Origin of the sequence: Streptomyces sp. 3N207 (assembly GCF_052246355.1) — a bacterium.
In the GTDB taxonomy this organism is placed as follows: Bacteria; Actinomycetota; Actinomycetes; order Streptomycetales; family Streptomycetaceae; genus Streptomyces.
In genome coordinates, this window is the sequence record NZ_JBQQBV010000002.1 from 211,407 (window position 1) to 228,101 (window position 16,695).

The 16,695-nt window shown below is 69.1% G+C and carries 12 protein-coding genes and 1 pseudogene; 6 read left to right on the forward strand and 7 right to left on the reverse strand.

What is annotated here, in order from left to right; all coding sequences use genetic code 11:
- The first annotated feature begins 23 nt into the window (after positions 1 to 23).
- Positions 24 to 890 (forward strand): AraC family transcriptional regulator, encoded by an 867-nt coding sequence (locus ACTWP9_RS03750; RefSeq protein WP_443244491.1) that lies wholly within the window; start codon positions 24 to 26, stop codon positions 888 to 890.
- Here ACTWP9_RS03750 and ACTWP9_RS03755 read toward each other — a convergent pair.
- Both ACTWP9_RS03755 and ACTWP9_RS03760 read right to left on the reverse strand, forming a co-directional pair.
- A complete protein-coding gene (locus ACTWP9_RS03755) occupies positions 852 to 1,535 on the reverse strand; it encodes a response regulator (protein ID WP_443244492.1) in 684 nt (227 codons plus the stop codon). The two genes, ACTWP9_RS03750 and ACTWP9_RS03755, sit on opposite strands and share 39 nt — an antisense overlap.
- Positions 1,532 to 5,989 (reverse strand): HAMP domain-containing protein, encoded by a 4,458-nt coding sequence (locus ACTWP9_RS03760; protein WP_443244493.1) that lies wholly within the window; start codon positions 5,987 to 5,989, stop codon positions 1,532 to 1,534. The genes ACTWP9_RS03755 and ACTWP9_RS03760 overlap by 4 nt, the downstream gene beginning before the upstream one ends.
- 97 nt (positions 5,990 to 6,086) lie before the next feature.
- Here ACTWP9_RS03760 and ACTWP9_RS03765 point away from each other — a divergent pair, with 97 nt between their 5' ends.
- On the forward strand, positions 6,087 to 7,937 hold the full coding sequence (locus ACTWP9_RS03765) for a SpoIIE family protein phosphatase (RefSeq protein ID WP_443244494.1): 1,851 nt from the start codon (positions 6,087 to 6,089) through the stop codon (positions 7,935 to 7,937).
- 607 nt (positions 7,938 to 8,544) lie between these two features.
- A complete protein-coding gene (locus ACTWP9_RS03770; RefSeq protein WP_443244495.1) occupies positions 8,545 to 9,480 on the forward strand; it encodes an endonuclease/exonuclease/phosphatase family protein in 936 nt (311 codons plus the stop codon).
- Between the two features lie 147 nt (positions 9,481 to 9,627).
- Here the strand turns inward: ACTWP9_RS03770 and ACTWP9_RS03775 are convergent.
- From ACTWP9_RS03775 to ACTWP9_RS03790, 4 genes and pseudogenes are all read right to left on the reverse strand, one after another.
- A pseudogene (locus ACTWP9_RS03775) lies at positions 9,628 to 10,172 on the reverse strand (chitinase); the annotation flags it as partial.
- A 161-nt stretch (positions 10,173 to 10,333) separates the two neighbouring features.
- Entirely contained in the window at positions 10,334 to 10,903 is a 570-nt protein-coding gene (locus tag ACTWP9_RS03780) for a hypothetical protein (protein ID WP_443244496.1), read from the reverse strand.
- A 105-nt stretch (positions 10,904 to 11,008) separates the two neighbouring features.
- Positions 11,009 to 11,989: an aldo/keto reductase gene (locus ACTWP9_RS03785; protein ID WP_443244833.1), complete on the reverse strand. Its 981-nt coding sequence runs from the start codon at positions 11,987 to 11,989 to the stop codon at positions 11,009 to 11,011.
- A gap of 41 nt (positions 11,990 to 12,030) precedes the next feature.
- A complete protein-coding gene (locus ACTWP9_RS03790; protein WP_443244497.1) occupies positions 12,031 to 13,050 on the reverse strand; it encodes an EamA family transporter in 1,020 nt (339 codons plus the stop codon).
- Positions 13,051 to 13,134: 84 nt separating this feature from the next.
- Here ACTWP9_RS03790 and ACTWP9_RS03795 point away from each other — a divergent pair, with 84 nt between their 5' ends.
- The 3 genes from ACTWP9_RS03795 to ACTWP9_RS03805 are packed head-to-tail and all read left to right on the forward strand — an operon-like array spanning position 13,135 to position 14,646.
- Positions 13,135 to 13,602, forward strand: a complete 468-nt coding sequence (locus ACTWP9_RS03795; protein WP_443244498.1) for an Lrp/AsnC family transcriptional regulator — start codon at positions 13,135 to 13,137, stop codon at positions 13,600 to 13,602.
- 43 nt (positions 13,603 to 13,645) lie between these two features.
- A complete protein-coding gene (locus tag ACTWP9_RS03800) occupies positions 13,646 to 14,353 on the forward strand; it encodes an HNH endonuclease family protein (RefSeq protein ID WP_443244499.1) in 708 nt (235 codons plus the stop codon).
- Positions 14,350 to 14,646 (forward strand): hypothetical protein, encoded by a 297-nt coding sequence (locus ACTWP9_RS03805; protein WP_443244834.1) that lies wholly within the window; start codon positions 14,350 to 14,352, stop codon positions 14,644 to 14,646. Before ACTWP9_RS03800 ends, ACTWP9_RS03805 begins: the two co-directional genes overlap by 4 nt.
- 137 nt (positions 14,647 to 14,783) lie before the next feature.
- Here ACTWP9_RS03805 and ACTWP9_RS03810 read toward each other — a convergent pair whose 3' ends face one another.
- Complete coding sequence (locus ACTWP9_RS03810) at positions 14,784 to 16,442, reverse strand: hypothetical protein (RefSeq protein ID WP_443244500.1); 1,659 nt, start codon at positions 16,440 to 16,442, stop codon at positions 14,784 to 14,786.
- Between the last annotated feature and the right edge of the window lie 253 nt (positions 16,443 to 16,695).

The following is a 16,695-nucleotide window of genomic DNA, read 5'->3' on the forward strand; positions in this document are numbered from 1 at the left end:
GCCCCGTCTTGTACGTTCTTTGCATGGTGTCCCAGCAGGAAATCTCTGCTTGGCGCCCGTCGGTCCCGGGCGTCAGGGAGGTCCTCCACGCCCATTTCACCGAGCACGTGTACCCGATGCATGTCCACGACGCCTGGACGCTGCTGATCGTCGACGACGGCGCGGTCCGCTACGAGCTGGACCGCCATGAGCGCGGCACCCCGGACGGCACCGTCAGCCTGCTGCCGCCGCAGGTCCCGCACAACGGCTCACCCGCCACTCCGCACGGCTTCCGCAAGCGGGTGCTCTACCTCGACATGACGCAGCTGGACGCCGGCTTCATCGGACCTGCGGTCGACGGCCCGGACCTCATCGACCCCCTTCTGCGCAGACGTGTCGGACAGCTGCACACCGCCCTCGCCGGCCGGGGGGACGAGCTGGAGGCGGAGAGCCGGCTGGCCCTCATCAGTCAGCGCCTGCGCCGGCACCTGCGCCCCGGTGCCGCCGTCGGCGGCACGGTTCCCGACCGCGGCATCGCGCAGCACCTGCGTGACCTCCTCGACGAGCGATTCCGCGAAGGCACCACACTGGAAGAGACCGCGCGCGAGCTGCACGCCCACCCCGCGCATCTCGTACGTGCCTTCAGTGCCGCGTTCGGCATGGCACCCCACCAGTACGTGACGTCCCGCCGCGTCGACCTTGCCCGTCGTCTGCTGCTCGACGGATGGCCACCGGGCGAGGTGGCAACCGCCGCCGGCTTCTACGACCAGTCCCACCTCACCCGGCACTTCAAGCGGGTCCTGGGCATCGCCCCGGGCCGGTACGCCCGTACCGGGGCCTCCCGGTCGAGCAGGGCGGGCTCTTCCGTCGGGTCATCCGGTGTGGCCGCCGGGCTCCAGCCGACGGATTGAATGCTCCAACTCGGCGATGCGGTCGGCGAGTTCAGGGCCGTCGGCGGTGTCACGGCTCCGCAGCATCGCCTCGATCCGGTCGAGCTGCCCGGTGAGGTGAGCAAGCTCGGCGCCGACCGCGGCTGCCTGCGGCGCGTTCGGTTCCCGGCCACCCGGATGGCTGCCCTCCGGACGTCCGGCCCCGGAAGACGCGTGCTCGGCGACCAGCAGACGGCGCAACTGCTCCGACTGGACGGCGAGTTGCCGGTTCTTGCGGTCCAGGTCCAGGAACACGTTGACCTTCGTACGCAGCACCCAGGGGTCGATCGGCTTGGAGAGGAAATCCGCTGCCCCCAGGGCATAGCCGCGGTAGGCGTAGTCCCGGTCCACGTCGGTGCCGGTCAGCAGGATGATGGGGACGTCCTTGGTCTGGTCGAGACGCTTGATGTTGTTCGCCGTCTCGAACCCGTCCATCCCGGGCATCAGCACATCGAGCAGTACGAGCGCGAAGTCCTGGCGAAGCATCGCCTTCAGGGCCTCCTCGCCCGAGCGTGCGACCACCAGCTGCTGCTCCAGCGGCCCGAGCACGGCCTGGAGGGCGACGAGGTTCTCCTCCATGTCGTCGACGATCAGAATGCTCGACTTCTCCGGCGCCGCCGAGGTCATGGCATCCCTCCCGGCGGTTCGTGATCGCTGCCGCGCGCCGACTGCGGACTGCTCGCGCCCGAGCCGTCGCCGCCGTCGGCACCGCCGGTGTGGGAAGCAGCGTCCGCGTCACCGGCTGAGCTGGTGCTGCCCCCGGCTCCGGCTCCGGCCCGGGCTCCCGAGCGCACGCCGGGTGTGCTGAGCAGGTCGTACATGGCCTGCAGCAGGTTGTCGAGGTCCACCGGCTTGCTGATGTACGTGTCCGCGCCGCTGTCCAGCGCCTTCTGGTCGTCGCCGGACATCGCCTTCGCGGTGAGCGCGATGACGGGCAGTCCCGCCAGCCGCGGCGTGCGCCGGATTCTCTGGATCGCTTCGTAGCCGTTCATCTCGGGCATCATGATGTCCATCAGGACCAGCGAGACCTCGGGTGAACGGTCCAGCACCTCCAGACCTTCGCGGCCGTTCTCGGCGTACTTCACGGAGATCCCGACGCGGCCCAGTACGTGTGTCAGTGCGAAGACGTTGCGAATGTCGTCGTCCACGATGAGTACGTTCTTGCCTGCCAGGACCTGCCCCTGCGGTTCGCCGAGCCACTGCTTCAGCTGCGTCGTCTCGGGCCAGGCGTTCTCGTGTCCCTCATCCCGTCCGAGCGGCTCGATGCGTGGCAGCCCCTCCGGTCCGGCCGGTTCGGCCCGGGGTGCGGGGGAGAGGGGAGCGGCAGGGGGCTCGGGGGTCTCCGGCCATGCTGCGGCGGTCGAGTCGGCCGGAGCGGCGGGCCGTTCGGGGGCGGCCGGTTCCGGTTCCGGTTCCGGTGCGGGTGCAGGTGCGGGTTCGGGTTCGGGCTGCCGGGCTGTGGCCGTCCGGGAGTGCTCCGGCCCTTCCCTCTCGGGCAGCATGGTGGGCGGAGTCGGTGCCGGGGCGACGGCCGCAGTGCCCTCGCCGAGGTCCACGCTCGGCGTCGCCGTTGTGGGCACCGTTGCGGGGGAGGGGGCACTGCCGGGGTAGACCGCCGGAATGTAGAGCGTGAACCGCGACCCCACACCCTCTGTGCTCTCGACGTCGATACGGCCGCCGAGCAGCCCGGCGATCTCGCGGCTGATGGACAGCCCGAGCCCGGTGCCGCCGTACCTGCGGCTGGTGGTGCCGTCGGACTGCTGGAACGCTTCGAAGATGACCGAGAGTTTCTCCGGCGGGATACCGCTTCCGGTGTCCCTCACGGAAAAGGCGATCACGGATTCGGCGTCGCGCAGCGTCGGTTCCCTGAACTCCTTGTCGGTGACGCGGTCCACCCGCAGCTCCACACCGCCGGAGGAGGTGAACTTCACGGCGTTGGACAGCAGATTGCGCAGCACCTGCTGGATGCGCTGCTCGTCGGAGTACAGCTCGCGCGGCACGTTCTCGCCCACCCCGATCTCGAAGGCCAGCCCGCGGTCGACGGTCACAGGGCGGAACGTGGCGTGCACGTAGTCCAGCAGCTTCGTCAGCGGCAGCTTCCTGGCCCGCACATCCATCCGCCCGGCTTCGACCTTCGACAGATCCAGGATGTCGTTGATCAGCTGAAGCAGGTCCGAACCGGAACGGTAGATCGTGGTCGCGAAGTCCACCTCCTGCTCGGAGAGCCGCCCGTCGGGGTTGTCCGCGAGCAGCCGCGCCAGGATCAGCAGCGAGTTCAGCGGTGTGCGCAGCTCGTGCGACATGTTCGCCAGGAACTCCGACTTGTACTGGGAGGACGTGGCCAGCAGCGCGGCCTTCTCCTCCAGCTCGGCGTTGGTGCGCTGCAGTTCGTCCGAGCGCTGGCGCAGTTCCGTGGTGAGCCGCTGGGACTCCGAGAGCAGTACTTCCGTACGGGCGTTGGCCAGGATGGTGTTGATCGAGACGCCGATGGTGTGGACGAACTGGTCGATGAACGTCAGATAGACATCGTTGAACTTGCTGAACGAGGCCACTTCGATCACGCCGAGTGCCCTGTCCTCGAAGAGGATCGGCAGGATCAGGATGTGTGCCGCGGGTGCGGAGCCGAGCCCGGATTCCACCCGTACATAGTCCGGTGGGGCGTCCTCGATGAGAATGCGCTTCTTCTCGGCGACCGCCTGCGAGATGAGGCCGCGCAGCGGGGAGTCGGCGTGCTGGCCGCTGTCCTCGCGTCCGCTGGTGCCGTATCCGGCGATGAACTCCAGCTCCTCGCCCGGTTCCCCGCCGGAGTTGACCAGGAAGAACGCGCCGGCCTGCGCGTTCACCAGCGGCGTCAGCTCGCGCAGGATCAGATCGGCGACCTCCACCAGATCGCGCTGGCCCTGCATCAGTCCGGCGATGCGGGTCAGGTTGGACTCCAGCCAGTCCTTGGTGCGGGTGGTTTCGCGCAGGTTGGCCACCATCACATTGATGTTGTCCTTCAGCTCGGCGACCTCGCCGCGTGCGTCCACCTGGATCGAGCGGGACATGTCGCCCTGGGTGACGGCGCTGGCGACCTCGGCGATCGCGCGGACCTGGGTGGTGAGGTTCAGGGCGAGCTCGTTGACGCTGGTCGTCAGTCCCTTCCAGGTGCCGAAGACGCCCTCGACGCGGGCCTGTCCGCCCAGCTGCCCCTCGCTGCCGACCTCCCGTGCGACACGGGTGACCTCCGAGGAGAAGGAGGAGAGGGTGTCGACCATGGTGTTGAGGGTGGTCTTCAGCTCCAGGAACTCGCCGCGCGCATCCACGTCGATCTTCTTGGAGAGGTCTCCGTTGGCGACGGCGGTGGCGACCTGGGCGATGTTGCGGACCTGCGAAGTGAGGTTCATCGTCATGAAGTTGACGTTGTCCGTGAGGTCCTTCCACAGGCCCGACACCCCGTGGACCTCGGCCCGGCGACCGCCGAGGTTGCCTTCGGTGCCGACCTCCCGTGCGACGCGGGTGACCTCGTCGGAGAAGGCCCGCAGCTGGCGGACCATGGTGTTGACGGTGTCCTTCAGTTCGAGGATCTCGCCGCGTGCGTCGACTTCGATCTTCTTGGAGAGGTCGCCGTCGGCGACCGCCGTGGTCACCTGGGCGATGCTGCGGACCTGCGAAGTGAGGTTCAACGCCATGGAGTTGACGCTGTCGGTGAGGTCCTTCCAGACTCCCGACACGTCCCGGACCTGTGCCTGTCCGCCGAGGTTGCCTTCGGTGCCGACCTCGCGGGCGACGCGGGTGACCTCGTCGGCGAAGCCCGAGAGCTGGTCCACCATCGTGTTGAGGGTGGTCTTCAGCTGGAGGATCTCGCCTTTCGCGTCGACGTCGATCTTCTTGGAGAGGTCTCCGTCGGCGACCGCCGTGGCGACCTGGGCGATGCTGCGGACCTGCGAGGTCAGGTTGGAGGCCATGAGGTTGACGTTGTCGGTCAGGTCACGCCAGACACCGGACACGCCGCGGACCTGTGCCTGTCCGCCGAGGTTGCCTTCGGTGCCGACCTCGCGGGCGACGCGGGTGACCTCGTCGGCGAACGCGGAGAGCTGGTCGACCGTCGCGTTCACCGCGCTCATCAGCTGCCGGATCTCGCCCTTCGCATCCACGGTGATCTTCTGGCTGAGATCGCCCTGGGCGACGGCCGTGGAGACCTGGGCGATGTTGCGGACCTGGGATGTCAGGTTGGAGGCCATGAGGTTGACGTTGTCGGTCAGGTTCCGCCACACGCCTGACAGCCCCCGCACTTCGGCCTGTCCGCCGAGGTTGCCTTCGGTGCCGACCTCGCGGGCGACGCGGGTGACCTCGTCGGCGAACGCGGAGAGCTGGTCGACCATCGTGTTCACGGTGAGCTTCAGTTGCAGCAGCTCACCGGAGGTCTCGACCATGACCTTCTGCGTCAGATCTCCGTTGGCGACCGCGGTCGTCACACCGGCGATGTCGCGTACCTGGCCGGTGAGCCGTTCCGCCATGTCGTTGATGGCCTCGGTCACCCGCCGCCAGTCACCGGAGAGTTCTCCCACATCCGCACGTCCGCCGAGGTTGCCCTCGGTGCCGACCTCGCGGGCGACTCGGGTGACTTCTCCGGTGAACATGGAGAGCTGGTCCACCAGACGGTGCAGTCCCCCCTCCAGGCGTCCGAGGTCGCCGTGGAGCCACTGCGGGGACCCGGACTGCTCCACATGGTGGGCCAGGTCCCCGTCGGCGATCGCTTCCAGTACGTGGGTCGCCCTGATCACCGGGGTTGCGAGGGCCTCGATCAGCTGATTCGCCTCGTCGACGCTGGTGGACCAGGCGCCCTGACCGGGGCTGGCGGAGACCCGCTCGTCCAGCTGGCCGTTCTTGGCCACCTCGCGGCGGACCCGCTTCAGCTCGGAAGCCAGGTGTTCGTTACGGGCGGCTATCTGATTGAACGTTCCAGCGATTTCGCCCAGTATGCCCTGGCTCTCGACCCCCGCGCGCGCCGAGAAGTCTCCGTCGCTCAGCGACTTCATCGCTCCCAGCAGCGGACGGAGATCCCTCTCCTGCACAGCAAGGCCCTGAGGGTCGTCCATGGGGTCCTCCATGGCATCCCATCCTCGGCATCCCTTATATTCTCTCTTATCCTAATATAGATGGGTTAGCGCCGGTCATCCGAGTCAGGAGAGGCTTGTGCGACTACCGTCCGTCGGCCTGAGCGATCCCGCGTCGCGGCGGGCCCTCCCCACAAGTCACCTCGCGCCCTCCGCGGCGCGTGCGCTCGTACGCTCGGAGATCGACAAGCACGGCCGCTCCAGCGCGACGCCGGAGTCGCAGACGAGACGGCTGACCGAGGACGCGGAGCTCCTCGTCAGCGAACTCGTCACCAACGCCCTCGTACACGCGGGAACCCGGATCGAAGTCGCCTGCACCGTGGAGACGCGGTCCCTGCCTCCGCAGGACGCGGCCCAGCGTGCGGCGCCTGACGGCGGGGCGACCGAGGGCGGCCCGGTCGAGATCGTCGCCGTCCTGGTCGAGGTGACCGACGCGCAGCCCTCGGGCCGCGTCGTCACCGGCGACTCGTCGGCCCGCCGCACCGGCGCGCGGGGGCTCGGCCTCCAGATGGTCGGATCGCTGGCCGAGTCCTGGGGCGTGGTCTACCGGCGTACGGAGAAGATCGTCTGGTTCCGTATCGCCGTCTCCGATGTGCCCAAGCCCTCGGGCGCCCTCAGCGAGGCCCTGCACCGCGAGCTGGCCGCCGCGGAGATCTTCTCCGCCCCCGGGCAGGCGGACCAGCGCCGCACCGCGGCGTGGACCGACCCCGGCGGCGCCTTCCTGGCCGAGGCCAGCGAGCTCCTTGCCGGGCAGCTTGACGAGGACATGGTCGCGGCGCTGGCCGGCCAGCTGCTGGTGCCGCGGCTGGCCGACTGGTGCGCGGTCTGGCTGACCACGGAGACCGGCGGGATGCGGCTGTCCCGGGTCTGGCACTCCGACGAGCGCAAGGTCGCCGCGCTGCGCTTCGCCCTCGAACCGGATCCGCCGCCGGCCGGCCTGCGAACCGTCGGCCTCCCCTGGCCCTGGCCCGGTGAGGCGTCCGGGCGAAGCGGTTCGGCGCTGGCCTTCTCCCTGGTCGCGGGCGGCAGCTGTGTGGGCTCGCTGGTGATCGGCAGGTCCGGTCCGACGGAGATGACGGGCTTCGCCGCCCGAACGGTGGAGGACGTCGCGCGCCGGGTGGCACAGGCAGTCGTCACGGCCCGCCAGTACACCCGTCAGACCACCATCAGCAGCGCACTCCAGCGCAAGCAGCTGCCGCGGTCGCTCCCCGACCTCCCGGGCGTGGAGACGGCGATCGTCTACGAACCGCACGCGATGGGCCAGACCGTCGGCGGCGACTTCTACGACCTCTTCCCCATGGGCCGCAACCGCTGGTCCTTCCTGCTCGGCGATGTCCAGGGCAAGGACCCGGAGGCGATGTCCGTCACCGGGCTCACCCGCCACCTGGTGCGGCTGCTCGCCCGCGAGGGGCACGGCGTCGAATCCGTACTCGGCAAGCTGAACGCCGCCATGGCCGAGGAGGGCGCCGAGGCCGTGGCCGTGGGCGGCGAGAGCGCCCAGCCGCGCTTTCTGAGCCTCATCTACGGAGAGCTGGAGCCCGACGAGCGGGCCGGCGGTGCCCACTGCACCGCTGCCAGCGCCGGACATCCGCCTCCGCTGAAGCTGTCCGTGGACGGTGAGGTCGTGCCGGTGCTGGAGTCACAGCTTCTGCTCGGTATCGACGAGGGCTCCGACTTCACGGCCTACAGCTTCGATCTGGCGCCGGGGCAGTCGCTGCTGTGCGTGACCGACGGGGTGACGGAACGCCGCAACGGAAGCAGACAGTTGGACGACGACGACGGCCTGGCGAAGATTTTCGCCGGCTGCGTCGGACTGGGGGCCGCGGCGGTGGCGGAACGGGTGCGTCAGGCCACGCACGCCTTCGGTCCGGAGCCGCTCGAGGACGATCTGGCCATCCTCGTCCTGCACGCGGTGGTCGCTGACAGCTGAACCATCGCCCGGAATCTGCTGCCCGGCAGGGGGAACCGCCGAACCACGTGCTGTGGCCAGGCATGCACGTATTGTGCGTACGCGTCGGTGGCCGGTGGGTGCTCGATGTGCACGTCTTCTGGCCGGTGAGGACACGAAGCGTCCCCGGTCGAAGCCCCCGAGCGCCGATGCCGCCGGCAGCCATGCCCACTCCCCGACGCAGGTGGCCCGGCGCTGCCGGTCCGTCAACTTCCGGGCTTTCTGGGGGGATCGGCGCCGCTCCGGTCTGCCGGGAGCGACCTTCGCACCCCGGGAGCCGAGTGCCTGACGGTACCGAAGAGCGCTGGGACAGCCCTCGGACAGTCGGCTGACCAGCAGGGACAGCCGAGAGCTGTCCGGGACAGCCGCAGTGTCTTGCCCCCGCCCGGACCACGTCAGCATGCTCGTGCCTGGTCGGCCCCGGCCCAGACGTTCACCGGCAGGGGCAGCCACCCCACAGGCATCCACTGCGTCCGGCTGCGCCGGATCGCGGCGCCACGGCAACAACGCCGCTGTTCGAGCCCGTCGTCGGGCCTGACGACCGGCCCGGGCCGCCTCTCTGCCACGGCACCACTTTCACGGAGGAGACATGACAGCCAACCGCGCCCGCCTGGGCACCGTCCTCGCAGTGCTCGGCGCCGGGCTGCTGGTCGCGACCACGGCCTGCGCCACGCCCACCGCCACGAACCAGTCGCTCCGCGACACCTCGCCACAGGCACCGGCATCCCCGACCGACGAGCCGCGGAGCGCTGCCGCGGAAGCCGCTGCACGGCCCGACGCCGCCGCGGGGCCGGCACCGGCAGCCGCCCGGTCCGTCCGGGTGATGACCTGGAACTGGGAGATGCCCAAACACCCTTGGTACAAGCCGGGCTGGACCAACGTCATCAAGAATCAGCGCCCCGATGTGCTGGGCCTTCAGGAGATCTGCGTGAAGTGGGTCGACCACCTGCTCGACGACCTGAAAGCGCAAGGTCTCCACTACGAAGCCGTTCACGGCACATGGCGCACCGACTGGCGCTGCGGCAACGGGGCGGGCAGCAAGGGCGCCAACGGCGACGCCCTTCTCGTCAGAAAGGGAGCCGGAAAGATCCTGAGCAAGGGCAACTTCCGGCTGCCGGCCGTGTCGACCTCGGAGGACAAGGAGGAACGCGGCGTGGTGTGGGCGCGCATCGGGTTCGGCAACCGGACCGTTCCGGTGTGGAACACCCACATCGGCTACAAGGGCACCCAGACCGAACAGACCAAGGCGCTGGCCAACGGCGTGGGCACCCCGCAGGCCGGCATTCTGATGGGCGACCTGAACAGCGAGCCCACCGGCAAAGGCCCGCTCAAGCCGCTGTGGGAGTCCGGCTGGAAGGAGGCCGACCCCCGATGCGTACCGGACACCACGACCTGCCCCCCGACACACGACGTAGGAAAGAAGTTCGACTACCTCTTCCACCGCGGTCTGAAGGCCACTTCAGCACGCAGCATCCCCACACCCACGTCGGACCACCATGTGGTGCTGGCCACCTTCACCATCTGACCTGCGACGGCGGGGGCCGTAGCTGACGTACGCGCGGAACGGAACAGTCCGGGCCAGGCGATCCTGGCCCGGGCTGCGTCAGGTGTCCGGCGCTCGGCGTTCGGCGCCGATACGGTCCCCGAACGGAGCTGCCGGCCTGCGAACTGCTCAGCAGCTGAGGTTCTCGCCCGGGGGCACGCCCAGTATCCCGGTGAATTCCTTGTATTTGTTGATCCGGCTCTGGACCTGACCCGGGTTACCGCCGTTGCACTCCAAGGTGCCGTTGATCGCGCGGATCGTCTCGCCGAAACCGGCGCCGTTGACCATGGCGTCGTGCGGGGTCATCGTGCCGGGGCCGGTCTGGGTGTTCCAGTACCACAGGCCGGTCTTCCAGGAGACCGCGGAGTCCCGCTCCACCTTGTACGGGTCGTTGAGCAGATCGATGCCCAACGCATCTCCCGCTGCCTTGCAGTTGTAGTTCCAGCTGAGCTGGATGGGGCCGCGGCCGTAGTAGGCGGCTTGGCCGGCGGGGCAGCCGTACGGCTTGCTTGCGTCGCAGTAGTGGGGGTAGTTGCTCTGGTCCTGCTCCACGACGTGGACCAGGCCGCCGGTTTCGTGGCTGACGTTGGCCAGCCCGTGTTGGCGAATGCCGGGTAGGCGTCAAGGGCTGCGGTGAGGCCGCTGTAGGTGTAGAAGGAGTTCCGGTTCGGGAACCGACCCCGCCGGACAACTCGGGGCGGGCACGATCCAGTGCTTCCTGGCGGGCGCTATGAGCAACGGACTTCCGGACGGCGGGAGGCGAACGGCGTCACCGGAGGGCTGTTCACCAAGTCCGCCGGTGCGGGCCGATACGAGCGCTCACCCCAGCCCGGGATCAGTCCTCGGGGTCGGGCAAGCCTCGCATTTCCAGCTTGAGGCCGAACGCGTCCCGTAGGGCGCGGGCCTGCTCCGGTGTGGCCAGGACGTAGACATCGTCCTCGGCCGTCCCGCCCGGAATCGGATGGAACACTCTCGGATCGTCGCCCCCGGGTTCCAGATCGTCGATGTACTGCCACACGGCGAACTGGTCAAGAATGTCCTCGGCCTGATGCTCCATCGGCCACGATATGGACTCGCCGTTGAGTCGGAATTTCAGGCACTCACCCTCGTCCTCGTCTTCGGTGAGTTCCACGCCGGAAACCGTGACCGTGCCGCCGGAGCACGCCGCTGCCGTTTCCAGGATTTCCTGGTAACTCTCCTCCAGGTCGTCCACATCCTCGCCGTGCACGACAACCGCAACGCCGCATTCCTCCAGTATCTCCAAGATGTCTACCTCTTCCAGTTCTTCCTCGAGGTCGGAGCTGTCCTCCACTTCCGCCGCCAACACGTCATCCATCCGCTCTCTGGTGACCAGGCCAAGCTCCACCAACTGCGTGGTCAGAGTCAGATATGTCGTCGCAACCATGCACGGATTCTGGCAGCTCCCACAGGCCATCCGGCACCAACGGACCAACGGCAGACGACGAGTTCGCGGCGCCGCTCGTCGGAGGGGATCGGCTTCGTGGACGGGTCAGGTGTGGCCGAGTACGCGGTGCGGGCGGTACGGAGATTCCAGCCGCCGGCGTTCCGCGGCGCTCAGGTCGATGTCGATCGCGGCGAGTGCGTCCTCCAGGTGGGCGGCCTTCGTGGCGCCCACCACGGGGGCGCTCACGGTGGGGTTGCCGAGCAGCCAGGCCAGGGCGATCCGGGCCGGGGGCACGCCCCGTTCGGCCGCGAGTGCGCGGACGGCGTCGACCACGTCGAAGTCGGCATCCTCGTACATCTCGTCGGCCAGCGGGTCGTCACCTGCCCGGACGGTGTACCGCGCGCCGCCGCGCTCGCGACCGCCCGCGAGCAGGCCGCGCGCCAGCGGGCTGTACGGGATCACGCCGACACCCTGGTCGGCGCAGAGCGGGAGCATCTCCCGTTCCTCCTCGCGGTAGACGAGGTTGTAGTGGTTCTGCATCGACACGAACCGGGTCCAGCCCGCCTCGCGAGCGATCTGCTGCGCCTTCGCGAACTGCCAGGCGTACATGGCCGAAGCGCCGAGATAGCGGGCCTTTCCCGCCCGCACCACGTCGTGCAACGCCTCCATCGTCTCCTCGATGGGTGTCCCGTAGTCCCAGCGGTGGATCTGGTACAGGTCGACGTAGTCCGTGCCGAGCCTGCGCAGCGAGGCGTCGACGGCGGCCATGATGTGCTTCCGGGACAGGCCGCGGTCGTTGGGGGACGGGCCCATGGGGAAGTAGACCTTCGTCGCCAGCACGTACGCCTCCCGGTCGCGGAAGAGCCTGCGCAGCATGCGGCCGGTCAGCTCCTCGCTGACGCCGTCGTCGTACACGTCGGCGGTGTCGAAGAAGGTGACACCGCCCTCGATCGCGCGCCGCAGGAGCGGTTCCGCCGCCGCCTCGTCGAGGTGCCAGGCGCGTTCGGAGGTGTTGCCGTAGCTCATCATCCCCAGACAGATACGGGAGACGGTGAGGCCGGTGGTGCCGAGCCGGGTGTAGTGCATGTCGTGGTCCTTCTCGCCCTGGCGGTCGCTGTCGGGCGGGGTCATCGGTCGCTGTCGGGCGGGGGAGTCGGCGCCGGGGCCGCGCCGCTTCGTACGTCCGGCGGGCCGGCGGGTATGTCGGCTGGGTCGCCCGGTATGTCCGGCGACCGTTCGCGGTGTACGGCGACGCCCAGCACCACGAGCGCCATCCCGGCGACCTCCAACGGCACCGGGATCTGCACCAGCACCAGTACTCCGATGACGGTCGCGGTGGCGGGCAGCAGGGAGACCAGCAGCGCGTACGTGCCCCGGCTCAGCCGGGCCATGGCCAACTGGTCGCAGACGTACGGGATCACCGACGAGCAGACACCTACGCCCACGCCCGCCGCCAGCAGCCCGGGGTCGGACAGTGCGGGTACGGCCTGCACGATGCCGACGGGCAGTGCGGCGGCCGAGGCGATGAGCATCGCCAGCGCCAGCCCGTCGATGCCGCTGACGGCGGGGTTGCGGGAGGCGCGGTGGGCCAGGACGACGTAGAGCGCGAAGAGCGCCGCGTTGAGGGCCGCGAAGAACAGCCCGAGCGGCTCGACGGCCAGGTGCACGTCGGTCAGCAGGTACACCCCGGCGACCGCCGTGACCAGCGCCAGCAGATTGCGTCTGCTCCGTACCGCCACCGCCGCGAGGGCGATCACCGGCAGGAACTCGATCGCGGCGACGGTGCCCAACGGCAGTCTGTCGATGGCGAGGTAGAAGCTCGAGTTCATCGCCGCCAGCAGCGCGCCCCAGGCCAGCAGCGAGCGCCGGGTTGCGCGGTCGGCCGACCGCCACCGCCGCCAGGGCCGCCGCCACACCGCGAACACGGCGGCGGCCGTGACGATCCGCAGCCAGGCGACGCCCAACGGCTGGACATGCGCGAACAGCAGAACGGCGAAGGCCGGGCCGAGGTAGTGGAAGACGGCGCTGACGACGAAGTACGCGTGCGGCGGTACGCGTCGTACGCGCACGGCACGCAGGGTGTCAGCGATCTGCCCGCTGCGTACGGCGCCGTTTCCGCGAGCGGTTCCGGTGCTGGGGTTCTGCATGCCCTCTAACCTAGAAAGCAGCAGCGCACAGAGCCATCGACGGTTGAAGGCCAGGAGTGCTGGTTATCCGCGGAAGGGAAAGCCGTGACCAATGATCGCTTTCAGAACGGAAAACAGCCTGTCGATGAGCTGAGCGGACGCCTGCTGCGCCTGCTGGCGGCCGACCCCCGGCGGGGTGCCTCGGAGCTCGCCCGCGAACTCGGCGTCTCCGCGCCCACCGTGCGGGACCGTATCCGGCGGCTGGAGGAGACGGGCGTCATCCGCGGCTACCGGCTCGATGTGGACCCCGCGGCGCTCGGCCGCCCCGTCGCGGCCTGGATCAGGCTGCGGCCCGGCCCCGGCCAGATGGCCCGCATCACCGAACTCGCCGAGCGGACACCGGAAGTGAGTGAGTGCCACCGGATTTCGGGTGAGGACTGTTTTCTGCTCAAAGTGCATGTGCCGGAGCTGAGCGACCTCGAATCCGTACTCGACCGATTCCTGCTGCACGGCCAGACCACCAGCTCGCTCGTCGTATCCACACCCGTGCCACCGCGCCCGGTCCTGCCGTAGGCTCCCGCCGGGAGAGTCGGCGAGGCGGAGGCACGGGGGAGCTATGAGGCGTCAGCCGTGGTGGGGTCCGGGGACGGTGGCGCTGGTCATGCTCGCGGTGGCCGGCTGTTCGTCCGGGGGGACGTCGTCCTCGCCGCCGGAGGACAAGCCGCCCGCCTCCGGGCGGACCGACGACGACCGGGCGGCCGGCGAGAGGGGCTTGCCGGGGGTACCGAGCGCGGCGACGGCCCAACGCGAACTGTCCGGGCTCAAGGTGGCGGCGCACAGGTCGATGTCCGGCTACAGCCGGGAGAAGTTCCCGCACTGGAGCGCGCAGGGCGACAGCTGCGACACCCGGGAGAGAGTCCTCGCCCGTGCGGGCACCGACGTGAAACGCAACGAGGAGTGCCGGGCCGTCTCCGGGCGCTGGACCAGCCTCTATGACGGCAAGGAAATCACCGACGCCTCCGAACTGGACATCGATCACATGGTCCCGCTCGCCAACGCCTGGCGCTCCGGCGCAGGCGCCTGGACACAGCGCAAGCGCGAGGCGTTCGCCAACGATCTGACCCACCCACAGCTGCTCGCGGTGACCGCTTCCACCAACCGGACCAAGGGCGACCAGGGCCCCGAGGAGTGGCAGCCCCCGGCCAAGACCTCCTGGTGTACGTACGCTCGCGCCTGGACCGCGGTGAAATCCACGTACGAACTGACGGTCACCCGCGCCGAGAAGCAGAAGCTCGACGACATGCTGGAGACGTGCGGGCGATGACCGGCCGTGAGGCGGGCCGTGGCCCGGACAGGTACGAGGACCGTGTCCAGGCGGGCCCGGGCGGCATCATGACCGACGAGGTCGGCGTCATCACCGGCGAGGTGACCGTTGTGACCTGGCGAGCGGCCGGGGGGCGAGCCGCGATCGATGTGCAGTACGCCGGTGCGGAAGAGTGGTACACCCTCACCGGCAGTCCCGCACCGTTGCCGCCCGGAGGGCTGGCGGCCCTCCACGCCCAGGTGGTTGACCTTCTACGCCGCGGAGGCTGCGCGGAAGCGCCCCGCGCCCCGTAAGGGGCGCGGGGAACTGCGCGCCCAGCGACGGTGCCACCCGCAGCCGGAGTGACTCGGGCAAGGGCACCCCCTCACCGGGACAACTGTGAGGGTGGGGCTGATGCGGCGTCCCGCGAGGCCCTGCCGTTCGGCGCCGCTCAGCCGTCCAGCCAGTCACCGCCGACTGCGGTGGATGCGAACGCCTGGGCGTTCCAGAGGAAGTGCGGATGGGCGCAGCCGAACATGTAGGCGAGCAGGGCCGTGTCCTCCTTCCAGGTAGGTGGTCGGTGCAGTGCGTGGAACAAGTCCGCGCCGACGTTGCCGGAGTCGATCTGGACGTCGCGGGCTCCCTCGCCGCCTGCCAGGGAGGCGATGACGGCGGCTATGTAGGTGCGGCGCAGTACGACCCAGACCGTGCCGACGTCACCGTGCCATTCCCCGTGCAGCGCCTCGAAAGTGGCGAGCTCCTGGTCGAACAGCCGCCACACTTCCGGGTGTTCGCTACGGCAGCGAGCCGAGAGCAGGGCCGCGCGTTCGCCGAGAGCGTCCACCGTGGGCGTACAGCCGATGCGCAGTGTGACTCCGTCGGTCAGCAGACCGGTGCAGGCGTTGGGCTCGATGCCGCACAGTGGGCAGCCGTCCCTTGGGGGCAGGCCGTTGGTGATCCCGTCGAACCACAGGGCGTGCCGCCCGGTCAGCCCCTCCCAGACGATCGTGGTGCCCATCAGCCAGGTGTTCCACAGCAGGCCGTGCGCTTCCGGCATGCACCCGTACTTGATCAGCGCGACGACGCACGCTCCGTACAGGGCCTTCTCGTGCGTGGACATGGAGCTCAGCCAGAAGTTGCTGGCCTCCCCGGTGACCGCGTCCGCGCGTACGTCGGTCATGTCGTTGAGCACCCGGCACAGGACCAGCGAGGCGAGGTGTTCCTCCTGCCAGAGTTCGCTGTCGGGGGAGACGTGCCAGAACAGGCAGTCCATGAGCTGGAGCAGGGTGTAGGCCGAGCGGTCGAGCGGTGTGGATTGGGGCAGCGTGACGGTGCCCGACACGTGCCGTTTGAGCCAGTGCTCGTCGACCGACCGTTTGTAGGCGGCGTAGAGCCCGCAGATCAGGGCGCGTGCCCCATTGGTCGTACGGTCCTCGGCGAGGCGCTGCTCGACCGCCCGGACGGTGTCGGACATCTGGATCGCCGCCTCGACGCGCTTGTACTCGTGGAGCACCAGGATGTCGTCCTCGTGCCGGAACCTGAGGCCGAGATCCCGGTCGGAGTCGTTCATCTTCCTGGTCCACACCCAGCCGCCGGTCAACACGCTGTCCAGTTCTTTTCGGAAGGGCCAGGTTTTGATCGAGAGCGGGCGTCCGTCGCTTCTACGCCAGTTGTAGTCGTCCAGGCTGCGGATGAGCGGCTTGGGTAAGTGGGCGCAGAGCGTGCAGGTGCACGAATCATCGTGGGGTGCAACGTCCGTGCTCTCCGCCCGCTCGCGCCAGGCGCCCTCCAACAATTCACACGAGAGCCGGCACAGGCGGATGCCGGTCTCCACGCCGGGGAACGCCTGCTCTATCACGGCGAGACACGCGTCCAGCCTGCGCAGACGTTCCGCACCGTGGTCGTCGGGTGCGGGAAATGCCCTGGGCGCGAGGGTCAGCGTCCCTTCCACGGGAAACATCACGCTGTCCCCGTGCCGCTCTTCTCCGCACGCGGCCCTGTTACTGCGTGCGATACCGGATTCTTCGCGGCGCTTGTAATCTTCCGTGCAGCTCTTGATGGAGTCTCTGACCACGTTTGCCAGTTCGGTGCTGATTCCGCTTCGTCCCATCGGTGAGTCCTCCTGCTCGTGGATGCGCTCACGTCGGTGCTGCGGTGCATGACGGCCAGTGGTGCGGTGGGGCGTGCGGTGGCGCAGTGCTCCTCCTCGGACACGGGAGAACTGTGTGGTGCACTTTTCAGCTGACGACCTGTTGGGCCAGGTCACACAGGCAGCAGAGGCTGTCAACCCGTCGGCCGCGAAGGCTCGCGGCCGGCCGGCGGACGTGGCCGGTGAGGGGGGTAGCTGCCAGTGCTAGGGCAGT